19 protein-coding genes, 1 tRNA gene, 1 pseudogene and 1 riboswitch are annotated in these 21,622 nt (G+C 27.7%); of the genes and pseudogenes, 17 read left to right on the top strand and 4 right to left on the bottom strand.

Features of this window, described 5'->3' with window-relative positions; genetic code table 11:
- Positions 1–49 precede the first annotated feature (49 nt).
- The 12 genes and pseudogenes from mobB to TY07_RS02355 all read left to right on the top strand — a co-directional run bounded on the left by mobB (position 50) and on the right by TY07_RS02355 (position 10,840).
- Positions 50–562, top strand: coding sequence for a molybdopterin-guanine dinucleotide biosynthesis protein B (mobB, locus tag TY07_RS02410; protein WP_042394839.1), 513 nt, complete (start codon positions 50–52; stop codon positions 560–562).
- Positions 557–695, top strand: a riboswitch (molybdenum cofactor riboswitch). Its footprint overlaps the gene before it by 6 nt.
- Before the next feature lie 118 nt (positions 696–813).
- Positions 814–2,019: a molybdopterin molybdotransferase MoeA gene (locus TY07_RS02405; RefSeq protein WP_042394836.1), complete on the top strand. Its 1,206-nt coding sequence runs from the start codon at positions 814–816 to the stop codon at positions 2,017–2,019.
- A 13-nt stretch (positions 2,020–2,032) separates the two neighbouring features.
- Entirely contained in the window at positions 2,033–2,608 is a 576-nt protein-coding gene (locus TY07_RS02400; protein WP_042394817.1) for a molybdenum cofactor guanylyltransferase, read from the top strand.
- Entirely contained in the window at positions 2,608–3,099 is a 492-nt protein-coding gene (locus TY07_RS02395) for a MogA/MoaB family molybdenum cofactor biosynthesis protein (protein ID WP_042394814.1), read from the top strand. Before TY07_RS02400 ends, TY07_RS02395 begins: the two co-directional genes overlap by 1 nt.
- A gap of 16 nt (positions 3,100–3,115) precedes the next feature.
- A complete protein-coding gene (locus TY07_RS02390; RefSeq protein ID WP_042394812.1) occupies positions 3,116–4,132 on the top strand; it encodes a molybdopterin-binding protein in 1,017 nt (338 codons plus the stop codon).
- Between the two features lie 22 nt (positions 4,133–4,154).
- Positions 4,155–4,632 (top strand): annotated as a pseudogene (moaC, locus tag TY07_RS02385) (cyclic pyranopterin monophosphate synthase MoaC).
- 18 nt (positions 4,633–4,650) lie between these two features.
- A complete protein-coding gene (gene moaA, locus TY07_RS02380) occupies positions 4,651–5,622 on the top strand; it encodes a GTP 3',8-cyclase MoaA (RefSeq protein ID WP_042394809.1) in 972 nt (323 codons plus the stop codon).
- A 3-nt stretch (positions 5,623–5,625) separates the two neighbouring features.
- The gene (locus tag TY07_RS02375; protein WP_042394806.1) at positions 5,626–6,084 is read left to right on the top strand and encodes an MOSC domain-containing protein; all 459 of its coding nucleotides are present in this window, start codon (positions 5,626–5,628) and stop codon (positions 6,082–6,084) included.
- Between the two features lie 308 nt (positions 6,085–6,392).
- Positions 6,393–7,343 (top strand): TDT family transporter, encoded by a 951-nt coding sequence (locus TY07_RS02370; RefSeq protein WP_042394804.1) that lies wholly within the window; start codon positions 6,393–6,395, stop codon positions 7,341–7,343.
- Positions 7,344–7,813: 470 nt separating this feature from the next.
- A complete protein-coding gene (locus TY07_RS02365) occupies positions 7,814–8,074 on the top strand; it encodes a metal-sensing transcriptional repressor (protein ID WP_042394801.1) in 261 nt (86 codons plus the stop codon).
- Between the two features lie 18 nt (positions 8,075–8,092).
- Positions 8,093–10,519, top strand: a complete 2,427-nt coding sequence (locus TY07_RS02360; protein WP_042394798.1) for a heavy metal translocating P-type ATPase — start codon at positions 8,093–8,095, stop codon at positions 10,517–10,519.
- Positions 10,520–10,630: 111 nt separating this feature from the next.
- On the top strand, positions 10,631–10,840 hold the full coding sequence (locus tag TY07_RS02355; RefSeq protein WP_042394795.1) for a heavy-metal-associated domain-containing protein: 210 nt from the start codon (positions 10,631–10,633) through the stop codon (positions 10,838–10,840).
- 187 nt (positions 10,841–11,027) lie between these two features.
- Here TY07_RS02355 and TY07_RS02350 read toward each other — a convergent pair whose 3' ends face one another.
- Complete coding sequence (locus TY07_RS02350) at positions 11,028–11,591, bottom strand: protein kinase family protein (protein WP_042394792.1); 564 nt, start codon at positions 11,589–11,591, stop codon at positions 11,028–11,030.
- 178 nt (positions 11,592–11,769) lie between these two features.
- Between TY07_RS02350 and TY07_RS17525 the strand changes: the two genes are divergently transcribed.
- Positions 11,770–13,425 carry a sensor histidine kinase gene (locus TY07_RS17525; RefSeq protein ID WP_070098830.1) on the top strand — a complete coding sequence of 552 codons (1,656 nt, stop codon included), beginning with the start codon at positions 11,770–11,772 and terminating at the stop codon, positions 13,423–13,425.
- 41 nt (positions 13,426–13,466) lie between these two features.
- Here TY07_RS17525 and TY07_RS02340 read toward each other — a convergent pair whose 3' ends face one another.
- Complete coding sequence (locus TY07_RS02340; RefSeq protein WP_042394789.1) at positions 13,467–14,306, bottom strand: undecaprenyl-diphosphate phosphatase; 840 nt, start codon at positions 14,304–14,306, stop codon at positions 13,467–13,469.
- Between the two features lie 210 nt (positions 14,307–14,516).
- Between TY07_RS02340 and TY07_RS02335 the strand changes: the two genes are divergently transcribed.
- Together TY07_RS02335 and TY07_RS02330 are read left to right on the top strand one after the other, a co-directional pair.
- Positions 14,517–15,062, top strand: coding sequence for a cysteine hydrolase family protein (locus tag TY07_RS02335; RefSeq protein ID WP_042394785.1), 546 nt, complete (start codon positions 14,517–14,519; stop codon positions 15,060–15,062).
- 146 nt (positions 15,063–15,208) lie between these two features.
- Entirely contained in the window at positions 15,209–16,384 is a 1,176-nt protein-coding gene (locus TY07_RS02330) for an ATP-binding protein (RefSeq protein WP_042394782.1), read from the top strand.
- 32 nt (positions 16,385–16,416) lie between these two features.
- On the opposite strand, the gene TY07_RS02325 is transcribed toward TY07_RS02330, so the two are convergent.
- A tRNA-Met gene (locus TY07_RS02325) sits at positions 16,417–16,492 on the bottom strand.
- Positions 16,493–16,687: 195 nt separating this feature from the next.
- Between TY07_RS02325 and nifJ the strand changes: the two genes are divergently transcribed.
- Entirely contained in the window at positions 16,688–20,203 is a 3,516-nt protein-coding gene (gene nifJ, locus TY07_RS02320) for a pyruvate:ferredoxin (flavodoxin) oxidoreductase (RefSeq protein WP_042394778.1), read from the top strand.
- Between the two features lie 16 nt (positions 20,204–20,219).
- Here the strand turns inward: nifJ and TY07_RS02315 are convergent, their stop codons facing one another.
- Positions 20,220–20,786 (bottom strand): NUDIX hydrolase, encoded by a 567-nt coding sequence (locus TY07_RS02315; protein WP_042394774.1) that lies wholly within the window; start codon positions 20,784–20,786, stop codon positions 20,220–20,222.
- Positions 20,787–20,927: 141 nt separating this feature from the next.
- Here TY07_RS02315 and TY07_RS02310 point away from each other — a divergent pair, with 141 nt between their 5' ends.
- The gene (locus tag TY07_RS02310; RefSeq protein WP_042394771.1) at positions 20,928–21,566 is read left to right on the top strand and encodes a lactate utilization protein; all 639 of its coding nucleotides are present in this window, start codon (positions 20,928–20,930) and stop codon (positions 21,564–21,566) included.
- The last annotated feature ends 56 nt before the right edge of the window (positions 21,567–21,622 follow it).

The raw sequence follows: 21,622 nt of genomic DNA, 5'->3' as shown, positions 1-21,622 counted from the left end.
GCAGATTTTTAAAATATAAAGATAAAATAAAGACTAAGGGATGAAGTAAATGTCAAAGGTAATAAATATTGTAGGTTATAGCTCAAATGTTGGAAAGACATTTCTAATGGAGTCTTTAATAAAAGAACTAAAAAATAGAGGGTATAGTATAGCAACTATAAAACATGATGTTCATGGATTTGATATAGATAAAAAAGGAAAAGATACATATAAACATAGAGAAGCAGGCTCGGAAACAGTTGTAATTTCATCAAAAAATAGATTTGCTATGATTAAAGAATTACACGAAGAGATTGAACTTAGTGATATAATTAAAATGTTAATGGATAAAGATATAATTTTAGTTGAAGGATATAAAAATAGTAACTTAAGAAAAATCGAAGTTTATAGAGATGGAGTAAGTGATAGGATTATAACTCAAAAAGAAAAGTTAATAGCTATTGCAAGCGATACTCATTTAGATATAGATAATAACATAAATGTTGTAAATAAAGACGATGTAGAAAAACTTGTAGATTTAATTGAAAAAGAAGAAGAATTTAAGTTTGAAAATTATCAATAATATATTTTCTAGAGCTAAGTATCCTAAGGAGTAAATCTAAGGAACTTAAGCCGAAATTTGAAATAAAATTTAAGGGTAATATTTGAAAAGATATTATCTCCACGTTTTGGGAAGGAAAATAAGTTTTGTTTAAATATATAGTTTTATTTTTAGTTATATATAACTAAAAATAATTTTGTTATATTTGAGGCTTATTACTCATACCTAAAATATGAAGTAGTAAGTCTTTTATATTTTAAGGAGGATATCAAATGAAGTCATTTATATCATTGGAAGAGGCAATAGATATATTAGATGAAAATGTTAAAGCCATAGGAACAGAAGAGATTGACTTAATAAATGCAACAGGAAGAGTTTTAGCAGAGGACATATATTCGCTAATTGATAATCCACCATTTAATAAGTCAGCAATGGATGGATATGCAATATTAGCAGAAAATAGTGGTTCTAATGATAAAATAAAAATCATTGATAAGGTCTTTGCTGGTGAAGTAAGTAATTATGAAGTAACTAATAAAACTGCAATAAGAATAATGACTGGTGCTCCTATTCCAAATGGAGCAAATGCAGTAATAAAGCAAGAAGATACTATCAAAAATGATGAGGAGCATATAACATTAACTAAAAAAATAAAAGCTAATGATAATATTTGTTTTAAAGGTGAAGATATTAAAAAAGGATCTCTATTAGTAAATAAAAATAAAAAGATAGATTTTGCAGATATAGGTATTATTGCAAGCAGTGGTATTTCAAAGATAAAGGTATATAAAAATCCTAAAATTGCACTTTTATGTACTGGTGATGAAGTTATAGATGTAAATAGTGATTTAACGGAAGGTAAAATTTTCAATAGTAATAAATATACTATAATGGCTAGAGTTTCTGAGTTAGGATATAATATTTTAGAAGTAAAGCATGTAAGAGATATTGAAGGAGATATAGAGAAATATATAGAGAATATATCTCAAAATGTTGACTTAATAATTACAACTGGTGGAGTATCTGTAGGTGAAAAAGATTTATTAAATCATGCAATAGACAATATAGGTGGGAAACGATTATTTTGGAAGGTTAAAATGAAACCAGGTTCAGCAGTGCTTTGTAGTATTGTAAATAATGCTCTTGTGGTTAGTTTGTCAGGAAATCCAACTGCGGCACTAACAGCATTTGAGTTGTTTGTTAAGACATCAATAGAAAAATTAAGTGGAATTGAAAAAATAGAAGTTAAAAGAGAAAAAGCAACTTTATGTGATAATTTCAATAAAAAAAGCCCTCAGAGAAGATTTATTAGAGGTAGAGTTGTAATAGAAGAGGGAAAACAAAAGGTATATATAACACAAGTGAAAAGTGGAAATGGAATATTAAGTTCTAATTTAAATTCTAATTGTATGATTGAAGTAGAGGGTGGAAGCGAAGCTCTTCATAGTGGTGAAACAGTTGATATCATTAAATTTTAGGAGATAGATGCTTATGATAAACAAGACATTGGCTATTTTAGCTGGTGGTAAAAGTAGTAGAATGAACTATAATAATAAGGCGTTATTAAATTATAAGGAACGTAAATTTATAGAGCATATAATTGATGCAGGCAAAGGTTATAAAGAAATAATAATAATTGCAAATAAAAAAGAAGAATATGAAGGATTTAATTTAAGAGTAATTGAAGATATATATAAGGGGAATGGTCCTTTGAGCGGAATACATTCAGCTCTTATGAATTCAACTACAGATAAAGTTTTATGTATAGCATGTGATATGCCACTTATAACTAGTGAAACTTTAAATATATTAGGAAATTATAATGAAGAATATGAAGTGTTAATACCGGAGGTTTCTGGAAGGCTACAGCCATTATGTGCAGTATATTCAAAAAAGAGCATTCCTAGTATTGAAAATGCAATAAAAAATAATAATAATAAACTTCAATTATTGATAAAATCTTTAAATTATAAAGTTATAGATGGAAATCAAGAAAAAAAATTTATTGAAAAAGATTTTTTAAATATAAATACGGAAAAAGAATATAAAGAATTGGAGGAATTATAATGTATACAGTTGGTATAATTACAAGTAGTGATAAAGGTTATGCTGGAGAAAGAGAAGATAAAAGTGGGGCTGTAGTAAAAGAGTTAGTTGAAGCTGCGGGATTTACTGTAGTAAAACAAGTCATATTACCTGATGAAAAAGAAATGTTAGAAAATGAATTTAAAGTTATGAGTGATGAGCTTAAAGTTAATTTAATATTAAGTACAGGTGGAACTGGATTTTCTAAAAGGGATATAACACCAGAAGCTACTAAAGCAATAATTGATAGAGAAGCACCTGGAATATGCGAAGCAATAAGAATGTATAGTATGCAAATTACTAAAAGAGCTATGCTTTCAAGGGCTGTGTCTGGTATAAGAAAAGATACATTAATTGTTAATTTACCAGGAAGTCCAAAGGCTTGCAAGGAAGCATTAGATTATGCATTAGATGACATTAAACACGGAATTGATATATTATTAGGAACTTCAAAAGAATGTGCTAGAAAGTAATAGGGGGAAAATTAATATGAAAATGATAAAAGTAGAAGATGCAGTAGGAACTATACTTTCTCATGATGTAACTCAAATAATTCCTGGTGAATTTAAAGGAAGATTATTTAAAAAAGGTCATATAATTAAAGAAGAAGATATAGAAAAATTACTATCTATTGGGAAAGAGCATGTTTATGTTTGGGAACCTACAGAAGGTCAGCTTCATGAAAATGATGCAGCAACAAGAATTTCAAATTTAGTTGTGGGAGAAGGAATTAAGATTTCAGATGAAATTAAAGAAGGAAAAGTAGATTTCTTTGCTGACAGAGATGGAGTATTAAAAATAGATAAAGCTAATTTATTCAAATTAAATTCGGTTGGTGAAATTATAGTTTCTACGTTGCATAATAATACTCCAATTAAAAAAGGGGAAAAAGTTGGAGCAACAAGGGTTATTCCATTAATAATAGATGAGGAAAAAATTATTACTGCTGAAAATCTAATTAGAGAAAAGATAATTAGTGTAGCAGAAATAAAACCTAAAAAGTGTTTATTAATAACTACTGGTAATGAAGTATATAAAGGCAGAATTAAGGATGCCTTTTTACCAGTAATAAAGCAAAAATTAGGGTATTATGGTAGTGAAGTAATACGTCAAGTAATATTACCAGATGAAAAGGAAAGAATTATTGAAGAAATTCAAAAAGGTTTAAGTGAAAAAGTAGATATGATAATTTGTACAGGAGGAATGTCTGTAGACCCTGATGATGTTACACCTACAGCAATTAAGGAATGTGGTGGTGAATTAGTAACATATGGATCTCCAGTATTACCAGGAGCTATGTTCTTATTAGCTTATTATGGTGATACACCAATTTTAGGAGTACCAAGCTGTGCAATGTACTCTAAAAGAACAGTACTTGATTTAGTATTACCAAGAGTTTTAAGTGATGAAAAATTAACAATTGATGATATAGTCGAATATGGACATGGTGGATTATGCTTAGATTGTAATGTATGTACATTCCCACATTGTTCATTTGGAAAATAATTTTAGAAAGTAGGCTTGTATTATGGATAATAAATTGACGCACTTTGATAATAGTGGAAATGCTAGAATGGTTGACGTATCAGAAAAAAATGAAACAGCTAGAGTTGCAGTTGCTGTTTCAAAAATAAAAGTTAGTAGAGAGACATTAGAGTTAATAGAAAATGGGAAAATTGGTAAAGGCGATGTATTAGGAGTAGCTAGAATAGCAGGAATAATGGCTAGTAAACAAACATCAAATTTAATTCCAATGTGCCATCCATTAATGATTACAAGTTGTAATGTGGATTTTGAGATAAAATAAAGAAGAGAGTTCCATTGAAATTACAGCAACAGTAAAAATAGTTGATAAAACAGGGGTTGAAATGGAGGCTTTAACAGCTGCAACAGTAAGTGCATTAACAATTTATGATATGTGTAAAGCAATTGATAAAAGAATGGTTATCGAAGGAACTCATTTGCTTAAAAAAACAGGAGGAAAGAGTGGGGAGTTTAACTTTTAACTTACCCTTTGAATTAATATGAAAGATAAGTTTGAAAGAGAGATTGATTACTTAAGGGTATCGGTAACTGATAATTGTAATTTAAGATGTGTTTATTGTATGAAGGAGAAGGAAAATAACTTCTTAAAAAATGATGAAAAGTTAACTGATGATGAAATATATAAAATTGTAAAAGAAAGCGCTAAACTTGGAATAAAAAAAATTAGAATAACTGGTGGAGAACCATTAGTTAGAGCAGGAATAGTAAATCTTATAGGGAGAATAAATAATATTCCAGGTATTGAAGAAATTTATCTAACTACAAATGGAATATTACTAGCTGATAAACTTGAAGAATTGAAGTTAAATGGATTGAAGGGAGTAAATATCAGTTTAGATTCATTAAAAGAAGAAAGATTTAGCAAATTAACTAGATTAGGTAAGTTAGAGAATGTTTTAGTAGCCATAGATAAGGCAATAGAGCTAGGGATAAAAGTAAAATTAAATACTGTTATAGTTAATGATGTTAATAAAGACGAAATAATTGATTTTGTAAATCTTACTAAAGAAAAACCTATAGATATACGTTTTATTGAATTAATGCCAATTGGAATTGCAATTAATTATAAAGGTGTTACAAATGAAGAAGTACTAAAGGTTATAGAAGACAATTATACTGATTATGAAAAAGTAGTAAGAAGTAAAAGTGGCGGACCAGCTACATATATTAAGTTAAAAGGCGCAAAAGGTAAAGTTGGTTTTATAAGTGCATTAAGCAATTGTTTTTGCGAAGATTGCAATAGAATAAGATTAACTCCAGAAGGTTTTTTAAAGCAATGTCTTCACTTTGATTATGGGGTAGATTTAAAATCTAAGCTTAGAAAAGGAATTAGTGACGAAAATTTAAGAGAAATTATACAAGAAAATATATATGACAAACCAGAAAAACATTTATTTTTAGAAAAAAGTGAGCATAAAGAATTAAAGTTTATGAATCAAATTGGAGGATAAGAAATGGGAAAAGTAATTGCTATTTGTACAAGTAAACATAAGGGAACATTAAAAAATGAAGTTTCAGAAGCAAATTTTATAGAAGAGTTTGGAATTGAAGGAGATGCTCATGCTGGAAAATGGCATAGACAAGTAAGTCTTTTAGCTTTAGAAAAAATAGAAGATTTCAGAAATAAAGGTGGAAATGTTGATTTTGGTGCCTTTGGAGAAAATTTAGTTATTGAAGGATTTGAATTAAATAAGCTTCCAGTTGGACAAAGATTAACTGTAGGAGATGATGTTCTTTTAGAAGTAACTCAAATAGGAAAAGAATGTCATGATAAATGTGCAATATACTATCAAGTAGGAGAGTGTATAATGCCTAAGAATGGAATTTTTACAAGAGTATTAAAAGGTGGAAAAGTTAAAGTAGGAGATAAATGTGAACTAGTTGATACTGGGAAAAAGATATTGAGCTTATAATATAACTTCTACAAAATATAAAATGAAAAAAGAATTGTAGTATTACAGTTCTTTTTTTTATTAATATTATTTTATATTTTTAGTTTAATAAAATATCTTAAAAAAATAATTAAAAAATTAACAATATTGTGATAAAAATCACATACTTGAATGATTTCTATAAGTATAATAACTATTGTTGAGGAGTGATTAAGTAAATTTGTTGAATGAAAAGTGAAAAAATTAACAAATGAATTTAATTCAACTCTATTACACAAGATATATATAGAACTTATTTATTAGTTTATTTTTAAATTTTAGGAGGAATCATGAATAATAAGTCACTAATACAAAAGATTAAAAACTTACCAGTTCCAATTTTACCAACCATGGTAGGGGCATCAACTTTAGCTAATGTATACTCAGGTATGGGATATACATGGGTAAGACATTTAACTATATGGGCAGCAATTGCTGTTTTAATAGCATATATAGTTAAAATGGTTGCTCACTTTGATACTGTAAAAAATGAATATTCAAATACAGTTCCAGCATCACTTTATGCAGGATTTACAATGATAACTATGATTATTGGTAGTTATATTTATACTTATAATGCGGCTTTTGGTAAGGCACTTTGGTTTATAGGTTTAATATTACATGCAATTCACATTCTAATATTTACATATAGAAACGTAGTAAAAGGTGTTAATATGCAAACTTTCGTTCCAAGTTGGTTTGTTACATATAATGGTATAATGGTTTCTACAGTAGTTGGTGGAGTTATGAATGAACCTTTAATAGGTAAAATAGTTGTATACTATGGTATTGCAGTATTTACTATAATAATTCCATTTATGATTTATAGATTAGCAAAATATGAAATCAAAGATCCAATGTATCATACTCAAGCAATTGTACTTGCACCATCAAGTCTTTGTTTAGTAAGTTACCTTAATTTTATTCAAACACCAAATAAATTTATAGTTTATTATTTATACTTTGCAGTAATTTGTGCATTAATATTCATAATAAGCAAATTACCAAAATTCTTCTCATATATTTTCCATCCAGGATTTGCAGGACTTACGTTCCCTATGGCTATAGGAATTGTAGCTTCAACAAAGATGTCTGCTTACTTAATAGGTCAAGGATATGAAACTTTTGGTTATATTGTAAATCAAATAGCTGGAATTCAAATATACATAACAACTGGTATAATATCAGTAGTATTATTTAAATTCTTTATGATGTTAGTAGATAGTTATAAAAATAAATAAAATTTTATAATTTAATAAAATATGCTCCTTATATAGTGTCTAATTTAAATGATGAAACTATATGATGAGCATATTAATTTTATATTTGAAGATTTAATTTTAAAAATGTTTAGTTGGTTTATCAATTTCATAAGGTGTTTTTTCATTTGCCTTATTTTTCACTTTTTCTGCATAATCCTTACAGCTAGGATCAGATTTTGAACAACATTTACTCATTTCATTCACCTCTTTTAACTGAAGTATTAAATTAGTTATTAATTTTGCATCTATAAAAGATTTTCCACTAATAACACATAAATAGTTTAACCTAATAAATTAAAAAATATATCTGATAAATATAGGGATAAGTAGCAATAAAATTTTGTATAAAGAATAAGAAATAATAAAAAATATTAATATTGACATAGAAATAAAAAGTATTATAATTAAAACATACCCCCCTGGGGTGGGGGGTAATATGGAGGAGAACTATGGAAGAAAGAAAAAAAGCAATTCAAAATTTAAAAATAGCAAAAGGACAAATTGAAGGAATAATAAAAATGATTGAAGATGAAAGATACTGTATTGACGTTTCTAATCAAATAATTGCAGTTCAATCATTATTAAAAAAGGCAAATATGCAAATTTTAAAAAGACATTTAGATCATTGTGTTAAAGATGCGATAATAAATAATAATGGCGATGAAAAGATAGATGAAATAATGAATCTTTTTGAGAAGATATCTAAATAAGGAAAGGAGAGAAATTAAATGGATAAAAAATATAAAATTGGTGGAATGACATGTTCTGCATGTGCAAATAGAGTAGAACGTGGAATTAAAAAAATGGAAGGCATGAAAGATGCTAGTGTTAATTTTACTACAGAAACATTAACAGTAAGTTTTGATGAGAATAAAGTAACATCAAATGAAATAGAAAAGAAAGTAGAAGTTCTTGGATATTCAGTAATTAAAAATATAAAAACCCATACTTATAGGGTTGAAGGAATGACATGTGCAGTATGTGCTGGTAGAGTTGAAAAAGTAACAAAAAAAATAGAAGGTGTTCAAGATTCGGTAGTTAATTTAACTACTGAAAAAATGAGTATTACAGTTGATGACGATATAGTAACTTACGGAGATATTAAAAGAGCTGTAGAAAAAGCTGGCTATAAGCTTGTAAGAGAAGAAGAAAAAGAAAATACAGAAAAAAAATTATCTGATAAAGATAAATTATTAAGAAGACTTATTTTTTCATGTATTTTTACAATTCCACTTTTAATAGTTACTATGGGACACATGGTGGGAATGCCATTGCCTAAGATAATAGACCCTATGGTTAATCCAATGAACTTTGCTGTATTTCAAATTATATTAACAGTTCCAGTTATGGCTATAGGATATAAATTCTATTTAATTGGATTTAAAAATTTGATAAAGTTAAGTCCAAATATGGATTCACTAATAGCTGTAGGAACAAGTGCAGCTTTTCTTTATAGTGTATTTGGAATGTATAAAATAGCTACTGGTGATACAAGCTATGCTATGCATTTATATTTCGAAGCAGCAGTTACAATATTAACACTTATAACACTTGGTAAATATTTAGAAGCAATATCAAAAGGAAAAACATCTGAAGCAATTAAAAAATTAATGGGATTAGCACCAAAAACAGCAACTATTATTAGAGAAGGTAACGAAATAGTAATTCCAATAGATGAAGTTGTAGTTGGAGATATAATATTAGTTAAGCCAGGAGAAAAGTTACCAGTTGATGGTGAAGTTATTGAAGGTTCAACAGCAATAGATGAATCAATGCTTACTGGAGAAAGTATACCAGTTGAAAAAATAGTTGGAAGTAATGTAATAGGTGCAAGTATTAACAAAACAGGCTTTATTAAATATAAGGCTACAAAGGTGGGGAGAGATACAGCATTATCTCAAATAATTAAATTGGTTGAAGATGCACAAGGATCAAAAGCACCAATTGCAAAGATGGCAGATGTTATTTCAGCATACTTTGTTCCGATAGTAATCGGGCTTGCTATTTTTTCAGCAATTGCATGGTTAATAGCTGGAGAAACACCGGTATTTGCATTAACAATATTTATATCAGTACTAGTAATTGCGTGCCCTTGTGCTTTGGGATTAGCAACACCTACAGCAATAATGGTTGGTACAGGTAAAGGTGCAGAAAATGGAGTATTAATTAAAGGTGGAGAAGCATTAGAAATTACTCATAAAATTAATACTATAGTATTTGATAAAACAGGTACAATAACAGAAGGAAAACCAGTTGTTACTGATATAGTATCTAGAGGGAAAGAAAATAATATATTATTAGCTTTAGCTGCAAGTGCAGAAAAGGGATCTGAACATCCATTAGGTGAAGCTATAGTAAGAGCAGCAATAGAAAAAAATATTGAATTAAAATCATTAGAAAATTTCAATGCAATACCTGGTCATGGAATAGAGGTAGTAATAGAAAATGAATCAATTTTATTAGGAAACTTAAAATTGATGAAGGAAAGGTCAATAGACATAGGTGAATTAAGGGGTGAAGCAGATAGATTAGCAAATGAGGGTAAAACCCCTATGTTTATTGCAATAAATAATTCATTAGAAGGAATTATTGCAGTTGCTGATACAGTAAAGCCAAGTAGTATTAATGCAATTAAAGAGCTTCATAACATGGGAATTAAAGTTGCAATGATTACAGGAGACAATAAAAAGACTGCTGAAGCTATTGCAAAGCAAGTAGGAATAGATATAGTTTTATCAGAAGTATTGCCTGAAGATAAAGCAAACGAAGTTAAAAAGTTACAAGGAAAAGATGATAAAGTTGCAATGGTAGGAGATGGAATCAATGATGCACCAGCATTAGCACAAGCAGATATAGGAATAGCAATTGGATCAGGAACAGATGTAGCAATTGAATCAGCAGATATAGTTCTTATGAGAAGCGATTTAATGGATGTTATAGTAGCTATTAAGTTAAGTAAAGCGACAATAAGAAATATAAAACAAAATTTATTCTGGGCATTTGGATATAATGTTTTGGGAATACCTGTAGCCATGGGGGTATTACACATATTTGGAGGACCATTACTTAATCCAATGATTGCCGCAGCAGCAATGAGTTTAAGTTCAGTTTCAGTATTAGCTAATGCTTTAAGACTTAAGAAGTTTAAGGCTTAAAATTTAATTAGTAAAAAATAATTATTTTATAAATAATTTTATTTAATAAAATTAACAATATAAATATGGAATTTTTATATTTGGTTTTGATAATTTAAGGAGGAGATATTAATGTTAAAAAAGATATTTATTGAAGGTATGAGTTGTAATCATTGTGTAAATCATGTAAAAGAAGCTTTAGCAGAGCTAAAAGATTCAGGCAAAATTCAAGTGAATTTAGAAGAAAAGTATGCCATAGTTGAAACATCTTCTAACAATGATGAAATTAAAGAAAAGATTGAAGATCAAGGCTATGATGTAGTATCAATCGAAAGTATGTAGCTAAATTTAATACTAATTTAGTAAGAAAGAAATAAAAAATAAGCAGTAAATTGAAGTGGTAAGTTAAAAAATAAATATAGGTTTATTTAATTAAAACTATATTTTTAGAAAATCCATTAGGAGTTTCAATATTAACTTACCACTTATAATTTGTCATAAAAAAATATTGTATAGTAATATTTTTTTATCAGTATCTTAGTACATGTCTGTAATTATTGGCTACATAATTATATCCGTCAATCCAATAATCTAATAAATCAGGTCTATAATTTAATAAATCTTGTAAAAACTTATCAAATACCTTTAACTTTAAAAGTAATTTAATTATGTCTTTAGGATAGGGGGTGTTTTTTACATAAGGTTTTCTTGGATCAATAACTTTAATTTTTTCGTTAGAATCAATAAAAATATGAGCATTTCTAACATTAAGTCTTTTAAACTTTAATCTTTTTAAATCTTCGAGTAAATCTATTATTTCTTTAGAAAGAGAATAGGATAAGCCTTTTTTTTGAATATATTCATAGAGATTTTCACCTTGGACATATTCTCTGACAACTATATTGCTCACTCTAATCAATACATTTGGAAAAAAAGGACTATCTTTTACATCATCAAGAATAGAAACCTCTTTTTTAGCAGCTTTTATTGTATTAAACTGCTTAATAGCAAAACCTTCTGGAGTAAGAAAAACACTTCCTTCAGCTCCGGATCCAAGTAAAATACAATCATTTAATTCTATGGTATAGTTCATAATATCACTTAAATTATTGCTTAGGATAGTATATGCAAACTACTGGAAAAATTCTAGCAATAATTTAATTAATGGTTCATAATATTAGAAATTAATTTCTAATATTATAGAAAATATGATATAATCATGTAAATATTGTGCTAAAAAATAATATTAAAAACAAATGTTAAGGGGATATATGAAAGAAAATAGTATTAGAGAATATGAAAAGAAAAGTAGAAGATATATTTTATATATGTTAATTGGAACGGTATTATTTTTATGTTTTTCCATTGTTGGTATAGAAATATTAGATATAAATAATCTAAAAAGCACTATAATTATACAAGATATTAATACAATTAATGTATTACTTGGATTAATAGCAATTCCATGTTGTTTGTTATATTATTATATGTACAAAAATAATGAGTTTTTTATTTTGAAATTATCATATATAAGTATATTTATTGAATATATTTTTGTAAATTTTATAATTGAAAATATTGGATTAAGTGCGCATTTAATAACATTTCCATTTGTAGTAAGAATATTTTTACTTACTATTGCAATATTAAACGAAAGTAAATATGCATATAAAATTGTTAGTAGAAAGAAACTTTCTGTAATATTGATTGTTTTAATAAATATTATAGGGACATTTATAGAAGTGAAATTAAATTTAAGCAATATATTTTCAATAAAAAGTATTAATTTTTGGAATATAATTCAATGTAGTTTGCTAATTTATTATGTAATATTATTACTTATCCTAGTAAAAAGGTGTATAAGAAAAAGTGAGTTTATTTACACTATATTTATTACTACGATAAGTATATTTACAATTAGAAGAATTTTTTATTTAAATATTTTCTCTAAATATGCAGAGAAAGTATTAGTTTATAATAGATTTTTAAGTACTATAGCATATTTAATTTTACTTGTTGGATTATATATTGAAGTTGTTAGAAGAATAGAAGTAAGTAATAAATTAAATAATCAAGTAAACAATTTAAAAGACTTTCAAAAAAAATATAATGAAATTAAAGAGATTGAAAAAGCAAAGACTCAGTTCTTTGCAAATTTATCACATGAAATTAAAACACCTATTAATATAATTTATTCATGTTTTCAATTACTTGAAATTAGCAAAAGCCAAGGTGAAAATGCTTTATGGAAAGCTTATTGCAAATATGATGGAACTATAAAACAAAATTGCTTTAGATTATTAAGATTAGTAAATAATCTTGTTGATATTACAAAGATAGATTCTGGATTTATGAATCTTAACTTTGGAAATTATGAAATCATCAGTTTAGTAGAGGATATTACGTTGTCAATTATTCCTTATGTTGAAGCAAAAAATATTAATGTTTTATTTGATACATACGTTGAAGAACTTATAATAAAATGTGATCCTGAAAGTATAGAGAGAGTAATTTTAAATTTATTATCTAATTCAGTTAAGTTTACTGATGACAATGGAAACATAAGTGTTTTAATGGATGCGGATGATGAATTTGTTACAATCAGAGTTAAAGATGATGGAAGTGGTATATCAAAAGGAGTTAGTGAGCATATTTTTGAAAGATTTGTTCAAGAAGATAAATCTTTTAATAGAAAGAAAGAAGGAAGTGGAATTGGGCTTTCATTAGTAAAGTCCCTAATAGAACTTCATGAGGGAACAGTTTCTTTAGAAAAGGAAGTTGAAAAAGGTTGTGAGATTGTTATAAAGCTTCCAAATGTAAGAATGGAAGAAGATAATGATAATAATAGTAGGATAATAGATGCAGAAAATAAACCATTAGTACAAAAGATTAATATTGAGTTTTCAGATATTTATGAGTTGTACTAAAAAAGACTGAGTAAGTTTACTCAGTCTTTTTTATGTAAAGATTATCTTATTACATAGAAATATGCTAATACTAATATTCCAAGTACAATTCTATACCATCCAAATACTTTAAAATCATTATTTTTAATATAAGACATAAGGAATTTAATTGCTAGAATTGACACAATAAATGCAACAATCATTCCAACTAATAATATAGTAAGTTCACTTCCAGTCATAACAAAACCAGTCTTTAATCCAAACTTAACAAGTTTTAATGCGCTTGCACCTAACATAACAGGAATAGCAAGGAAGAAAGTGAATTCAGCTGCTACAGTTCTTGAAACACCTATTAATAATGCACCAACTATAGTTGCACCAGAACGAGAAGTACCAGGGAAAACAGCTGCTATTAATTGAAATAAACCTATCATTACGGCAACTGTATATGTTATTTCTGTTAAACTATTTATTTTAGGATTTTTACCCTTATTGTAGTTTTCAATAACAATAAATAGAATACCAAATAAAATTAACATAATTGCAACAGTAGTTGGGTTATAAAATAAAGCATTTAAATAATCATCCCATAAAAGTCCAACGATAGCTGCAGGAACACATGCAATTAATATTTTAACCCACATTATAATTGTATCTTTTTCAACTTTAACACCGTTATCAAATTTAAACGGGAAAATCTTTTTCCAATATAATAAAATAACTGCCAAAATAGCTCCAAGCTGGATAACTACTAAAAACATTTCCATAAATTCTTTTGAAACATTTAGTTTTAAAAATTCGTCAACTAAAATCATGTGACCAGTACTACTAACAGGAAGCCATTCGGTTACCCCTTCAACGATACCGAGAATTATGGCTTTTATAATTTCTAAAAATTCCATTAAATTACCTCCAAAATTTAACCATATAATTTATTACTTTACCATTATATAAAAGATTAACCTTTTAATAAAGGTAAAAAAGTTAAATATCAGAAATTTTTAAGAAAATAAATATGTAATTTTTAAAAATAAGTGTATATACAGAAGTAACATTTAGATAGGTGTTATGGTAAAATATATTTAATTAATTTATAGTTAGGAGGATGGATAATGAAAAGAGTATTGGTTGTAGTAGATTATCAAAAGGATTTTGTAGATGGAGCATTAGGATTTGAAAAAGCTAAAGAAATAGAAGAGGGAATATATGAAAAGGTAAATAGTTATTTGTCAAAAGGAGATAAAGTAGTATTTACATATGATACTCATACAGAGGATTATTTAGCAACTAGAGAAGGTAAGAATTTACCTGTAACACATTGTATTTTAAATACTGAAGGACATGAACTTTATGGAAAACTTAGTGAATTCATTAATAATAAAAATACAATTCATATAAATAAGGGTTCATTTGGTATTTCACCTAGTAAAATAATTGAATTAAGTGAAAAACTTGGAGAAAATATTAATTGTATTGAAATTATCGGTGTAGTAACAAATATTTGTGTAATAAGTAATGTAGTAATGTTTCAATCACAATATACTAATGCAGAAATTTTAGTTGATGCTAAGTTATGTGCGGGATTTAATGAAGAATTACATGAAAAAGCGTTTGATGTTATGGAAGGTATACAGGTAAAAGTAATAAATAGAAAATAGATAAAAGTAGGTATTATTAAAGAAGAGTATTAAGGATATAGATTATGGGTATAGAGTATTAAATAAATACTCTATATCTTTTTTATTGAATAAAAATGGATAAAAATGTATTATATAATTAATTTTGTTTTAATGGGGTGAGAAGAATGAAGAGGTTTATTTTATTTAATAGTTTAAATGATGACATAATTATATCTGAAGTGTTAAGTTATTTGGAAGAAGATAATTATGATAAACATCAATATATTTTAAATAGGTTATTAGAAAAGGCTTTGGATTTACCTATTGATGGTGATTTGTTTAAAATGTATTTATGTTATTTAGTAAGACAAGATGAAAATTTATTCACAATAAAATCAGAAAAAGTTGGTAATGAAATTGATAAAAATTTATTTAATATAGCATTAAATGATATAAGAGTAATTAAAAGATTATTTGATATTTCAGAAGAGTTTTGTACACTAAATGATAATAAAATTTCAGATAATGATCCAATTTTTAATATTTTTAAATATAATGAAGATATAAATACCATAGGAAATTTACTAGTAGATTTTTATTATAAAAATGGTGCTGGTATTATGAATTATTATAAAGGATTTAAATGGGACAAAAATAAGGGGCTAATAGGAATAGAAAATTGTGATCCAATTACTTTTGATGAATTAATCGGAAATGAAATGCAATTAAAAATTTTAATTAATAATACAGAAAGTTTTATAAATGGTGAACTTTGCAATAATGTATTATTGTTTGGTGATAGTGGAACAGGAAAATCCTCTTCAGTAAAGGCTATTTTAAATAAATATTATAATAAAAAATTAAGAGTTATTGAATTAAATAAAAAAGATTTTATGGATTTAAACAATATTTTATCTTTAATTAAACATAGAGGTCTTAAATTTATTTTATTTTTAGATGATTTATCTTTTGAAGAGTTTGAATATGAATATAAAAATATGAAAGCATTAATTGAAGGAGGTTTAGAGGTAAGGCCTAAAAATGTTTTAATTTATGCAACATCAAATAGAAAGAATTTAATAAGAGAAGGGTTTAATGATAGACAAGGAGACGAAATTCATGCTAGAGAAACAGTTGAAGAAAAACATTCTTTAGCTGAAAGATTCGGAGTAACATTGACTTTTTCAGTAGGTAATCAAAATGATTATTTGAATACAGTATATAAGTTAGCTGAAATTTATAATATTAATTTACCAAAGGAAACATTAAAAAGAGAAGCAATTAAGTGGGCAGCATTAAGTAGTGGTAGATCTAATAGAGTAGCAAAACAATTTATTATGTCTGTAAATTCATTAGTATAAATAAAAAAGGATGTCATATGACATCCTTTTTGTGGTTGCGGGAGCAGGACTTGAACCTACGACCTTTGGGTTATGAGCCCAACGAGCTACCGACTGCTCCATCCCGCGTTGATATCTTTATTTATATTATTAGTATAAAACTAAAAAATTATGCAGTCAATACATCTGTTAAAAAAAGTAAAAAAACTTTAAAAGTAATATACATAATATTTTACATTTTTTCAATACTAATAAAGAATGAAAAAATTAATTGATAAAAGCCTAAAGTATAAAATTAAAAACTAATGAAAGAGAGGCAAAAATATGAGAAAAATGAAAACTATGGATGGAAATACTGCAGCTGCATATATTTCTTATGCATTTACTGAAGTAAGTTCCATTTATCCTATTACCCCTTCATCTCCAATGGCTGAACATGTAGATGAATGGGTAGCACAAGGAAAGAAAAATATATTTGGTGAGCCAGTTAAAGTTGTAGAAATGCAATCAGAAGCAGGAGCAGCAGGAGCACTTCATGGAATACTTCAAAGTGGGGCATTAGGAACTACATATACTGCATCTCAAGGATTATTACTTATGATTCCGAATATGTATAAGATGGTTGGAGAGAGATTACCAGGAGTAATTCATGTAGCAGCAAGAGCACTTGCAACTTCATCATTAAGTATATTTGGTGATCATCAAGATGTAATGGCTGCAAGAGCTACAGGATGTGCAATGCTTTCAGAAGGATCTGTTCAAGAAGTTATGGATTTATCACCAGTTGCACATTTAACAGCAATAAAAGCCAGAATCCCATTCGTAAACTTTTTTGATGGTTTTAGAGTATCTCATGAAATACAAAAGGTAGAAATTTTAGAATATGATGAATTAGCTAACCTTGTAGATTGTGAAGCAATTGATAAGTTTAGAAAAAATGCATTAAATCCAAGTCATCCAGTAACTAGAGGTACAGCGCAAAACCCAGATGTATACTTCCAATTATGTGAATCACTAAATAAGTATTATGACGATATTCCATCTGTAGTAGAAGAATATATGAGTAAAATTACAGAATTAACAGGTAGAGAATATCATTGCTTTGATTATTATGGAGATAAAGAAGCCGATAGAATTATAATTTCTATGGGAGCAGTAAGTGAAGTTGTAGAAGAAACAATTGATTATTTAATGAATAAAGGTGAAAAAGTTGGATTAGTAAAAGTAAGGTTATATAGACCTTTTAGTATTGAAAGATTATTAAATACTATTCCAAGTACAGTTAAAAAAATTGCTGTATTAGATAAAACAAAAGAACCAGGATCAATTGGTGAACCACTATATTTAGATGTATTAAGAGCAGTAAATGAAATGGATAACCCTCCAAAGGTAATAGGGGGAAGATTTGGATTAGGTTCTAAAGATCCATATCCAGCAGATATAGCTGCAGTTTATGAAAATTTAAAGAGTAATAATCCAAAGAATGGATTTACAATAGGAATTACTGATGATGTAACTAACTTATCATTAGCATCTGACAAAGAAATAGATGTAGCAGTTGAAGGAACAACAGCATGTAAGTTCTGGGGACTTGGATCAGATGGTACAGTTGGAGCTAATAAGAGCGCAATTAAAATAATTGGTGATCATACAAATATGTATGCTCAAGGTTATTTTGCGTATGATTCAAAGAAATCTGGGGGAATAACTATTTCACATTTAAGATTTGGTAAAAATCCAATAAAGGCTCATTATGAAATAGATAAAGCAGATTTTGTAGCATGTCATAATCAATCATATGTATATTCATATGATGTTTTGGAAGGATTAAGAAAAAATGGTGTATTTGTATTAAATACAATTTGGACTAAAGAAGAGTTAGATGAAAAATTACCAGCTAAAATGAAAAAATATATTGCTAAAAATAATATTAATTTCTATACAATAAATGCAGTAAAAATAGCCCAAGAAATAGGACTTGGAGGAAGAATTAATATGATAATGCAAGCAGCATTCTTTAAGCTTGCTAATATTATTCCAGTTGATGAAGCTATTAAATATTTAAAGGAAGCAGTAGTTACTTCATATGGTAAAAAAGGTGAAAAAGTAGTAAATATGAATTATGCTGCTATTGATAAGGGATTAGAATCATTAGTTAAGATAGATGTGCCAGAATCATGGAAATCAGCTACTGGAGATGAACAAAAAGAAAATATATCTGTTCCTGACTTTGTTAAAAATATATGTATTCCTATGAATAAGCTTGAAGGTAATAATTTACCTGTATCAGCTTTTGTAAATAATAATATAGAAGATGGTACTTTTATGCATGGAACTACTAAATATGAGAAGAGAGGAATAGCAGTAAATGTTCCAGAATGGATTCCAGAGAGATGTATACAATGTAATCAATGCTCATATGTATGTCCTCATGCATGCATTAGACCATTCTTATCTACAGAAGATGAATTAAAGAATGCACCACAAAGCTTTAAAAAACTTCAAGCTAAAGGTGTTAAGGGAGATGTACCTTATTTCTATACAATAGGAGTTACACCACTTGATTGTACAGGATGTTCTAACTGCGCAGAAGTTTGTCCAGCACCAGGTAAAGCGCTTATTATGAAACCATTTGATTCCCAACATGATCAAATAGAAGCTTGGAATTATGCTGTAGAGGATATAAAGAATAAGAAGAATCCTATGAATAAGAATACAGTTAAGGGAAGTCAATTTGAACAACCACTTTTAGAATTCTCAGGAGCATGTGCAGGTTGCGGAGAAACACCATATGCTAAATTAGTTACTCAATTATTTGGAGATAGAATGGTAATTGCAAATGCAACAGGATGTTCTTCAATATGGGCATCTTCAGGTGCAGCAACAGCATATACAAAGAACCAAGAAGGTCATGGGCCTGCATGGGCTAATTCATTATTTGAGGATAATGCAGAATATGGGCTTGGAATGTTTATGGGGGCAAAGACAATAAGAGAAAGAATTGCTTCTAATATTAAGAAAGCATTGGATGAAAATTTATGTAGTAATGCAAAAGAAGCAATGGAAGATTGGTTAAATAATAAAGACATAGGTGAAGGATCTAGAGAAAGGGCAGAAAAATTAGAAGCTGCATTACAAGGATGTAGTGATGAAATTGCAAAAGAAATATTAAAAGATAAGGAATTCTTTATTAAGAGATCACAATGGATATTTGGTGGAGATGGTTGGGCTTACGATATTGGGTATGGTGGTCTAGATCATGTACTTGCAAGCAATGAAGATGTAAATGTTCTTGTATTTGATACAGAAATTTATTCAAATACTGGAGGTCAAGCATCTAAAGCAACTCCAACTGCGGCAATAGCTAAATTTGCAGCTTCAGGAAAGAGAACAAAGAAAAAAGATTTAGGTATGATGGCAATGAGTTATGGTTATGTATATGTAGCTCAAGTTTCTTTGGGAGCTGATAAAAATCAAACAATAAAAGCAATAACAGAAGCTGAAAGCTATAATGGACCATCATTAATAATTGCATATGCACCATGTATTAGTCATGGAATTAAGAAAGGTATGACTAATACACCAGATGAACAAAAGAAAGCTGTTGATTGTGGTTACTGGAACCTTTATAGATATAATCCAACATTAAAGGGTGAAAAGAATCCATTTACATTAGATTCTAAAGAACCAAAATCAGATTTTAGAGATTTCTTAATGGGAGAAGTAAGATATGCAGCATTAGCTAAAGTATTCCCAGAGCTAGCAGAAGAATTATTTGCTAAGACAGAAAAGGATGCTAAGGAAAGATTTGAAAACTATAAAAAGTTATCACAAGAATAAGATAAAAGAGCTGAATTTATAAATTCAGCTCTTTTATCTTTTTATTAAATTTTGAATATACAGTATTTATTATGTAAGGTTCATTACAGTGAATGTCTAGCTCATTGATAGGTAGCCATTTAACACCACTAGTTTCTTCTTCATTGACAATTAGTTTATCTTCTTCATTAGCTTCCAATAGATAAGCAACAGATAAATGCAAATGAGATGATACATATTTACCTTTTTTTATATGACCGTTAACATTAAGTACATCTAATCCAAGTATATTAGTCATAACAGGAGTTACGTTTTTAAGACCTGTTTCTTCTTTAGCTTCTTTTATAGCAACGTGTAGTAAATCAGAATCACCATCTGCGTGACCACCGGTCCATGCCCAGCTCTTATAAATATTATGATAAATCATTAACACCTTTGTTCTTGATTTGTTTACTATATATCCTGAGCTAGTTATATGAGCAATTGTATTTTCTCTTGTTAATATATCATCGTGAAGATTTATACATTTTAGTATTAAATCTTTATCTTTAGCTTCTTGTTCGTTATAAGGTTTATAATTTTTTATATCTTCAATCCAATTCATAATATTAACCCTTTCAAAATTAAAATATACTAAATATAATATCATACATGGTAAGAAAAAAGAATTAGAATATTTATTGGATTGTAATAGATATTAGTTTAAAATTATTATATAAGTTAATTTCAAAGGGGAAAGATTAAAATGGATAATAATATAAAGTGGGTTAATGAAGTGAAAATTAATAGAACAATAGAAGCATTAAGAAAAAATAATATGGAGAGTTTTTTTATTAATACACAAGATGAATTGATTAATAAAATAAAAGAATTAGTTAAAGAAAATAGCAAAGTCACAGTTGGCGGTTCTATGAGTTTATTTGAAACGAAGATTATAAACCATTTAAGAAGTGGAAGATATGAATTTTTAGATAGATATAAAGAAGGATTGAAGCCAGAAGAAATAAAGCAGATATATAGAGAAGCATTCTTTTGTGATGCTTATTTTACAAGTACAAATGCAATAACAGAAGATGGAGAATTATATAATGTTGATGGAAATGGGAATAGAGTTGCTGCGATGTTATATGGTCCAGATAAAGTAATAGTTATTGCTGGTGTAAATAAGATAGTGAAGAATATTAATGAGGCAATTTCAAGAGTAGAAAATCTTGCAGCACCAGCTAATGCAAAGAGATTAAATAGAAAAACACCTTGTGTAATTACAGGAAAATGTATGAATTGCAATAGTCCAGAAAGAATTTGTAGAGAATATACAGTAATAAGAAAGCCAGCACCAAATAGAATTTTTATATTGTTACTTAATGAGAACTACGGATATTAAGAGAGTTAAGAGTTAAGGAAGAAATTCAGCTTAGGCTGAATTTCTAAATTTAAGGG

The organism is Clostridium saudiense (genome assembly GCF_000577815.1).
Taxonomy (GTDB): domain Bacteria; phylum Bacillota; class Clostridia; order Clostridiales; family Clostridiaceae; genus Clostridium; species Clostridium saudiense.
This window is presented reverse-complemented; position numbering and strand designations above follow the sequence as displayed.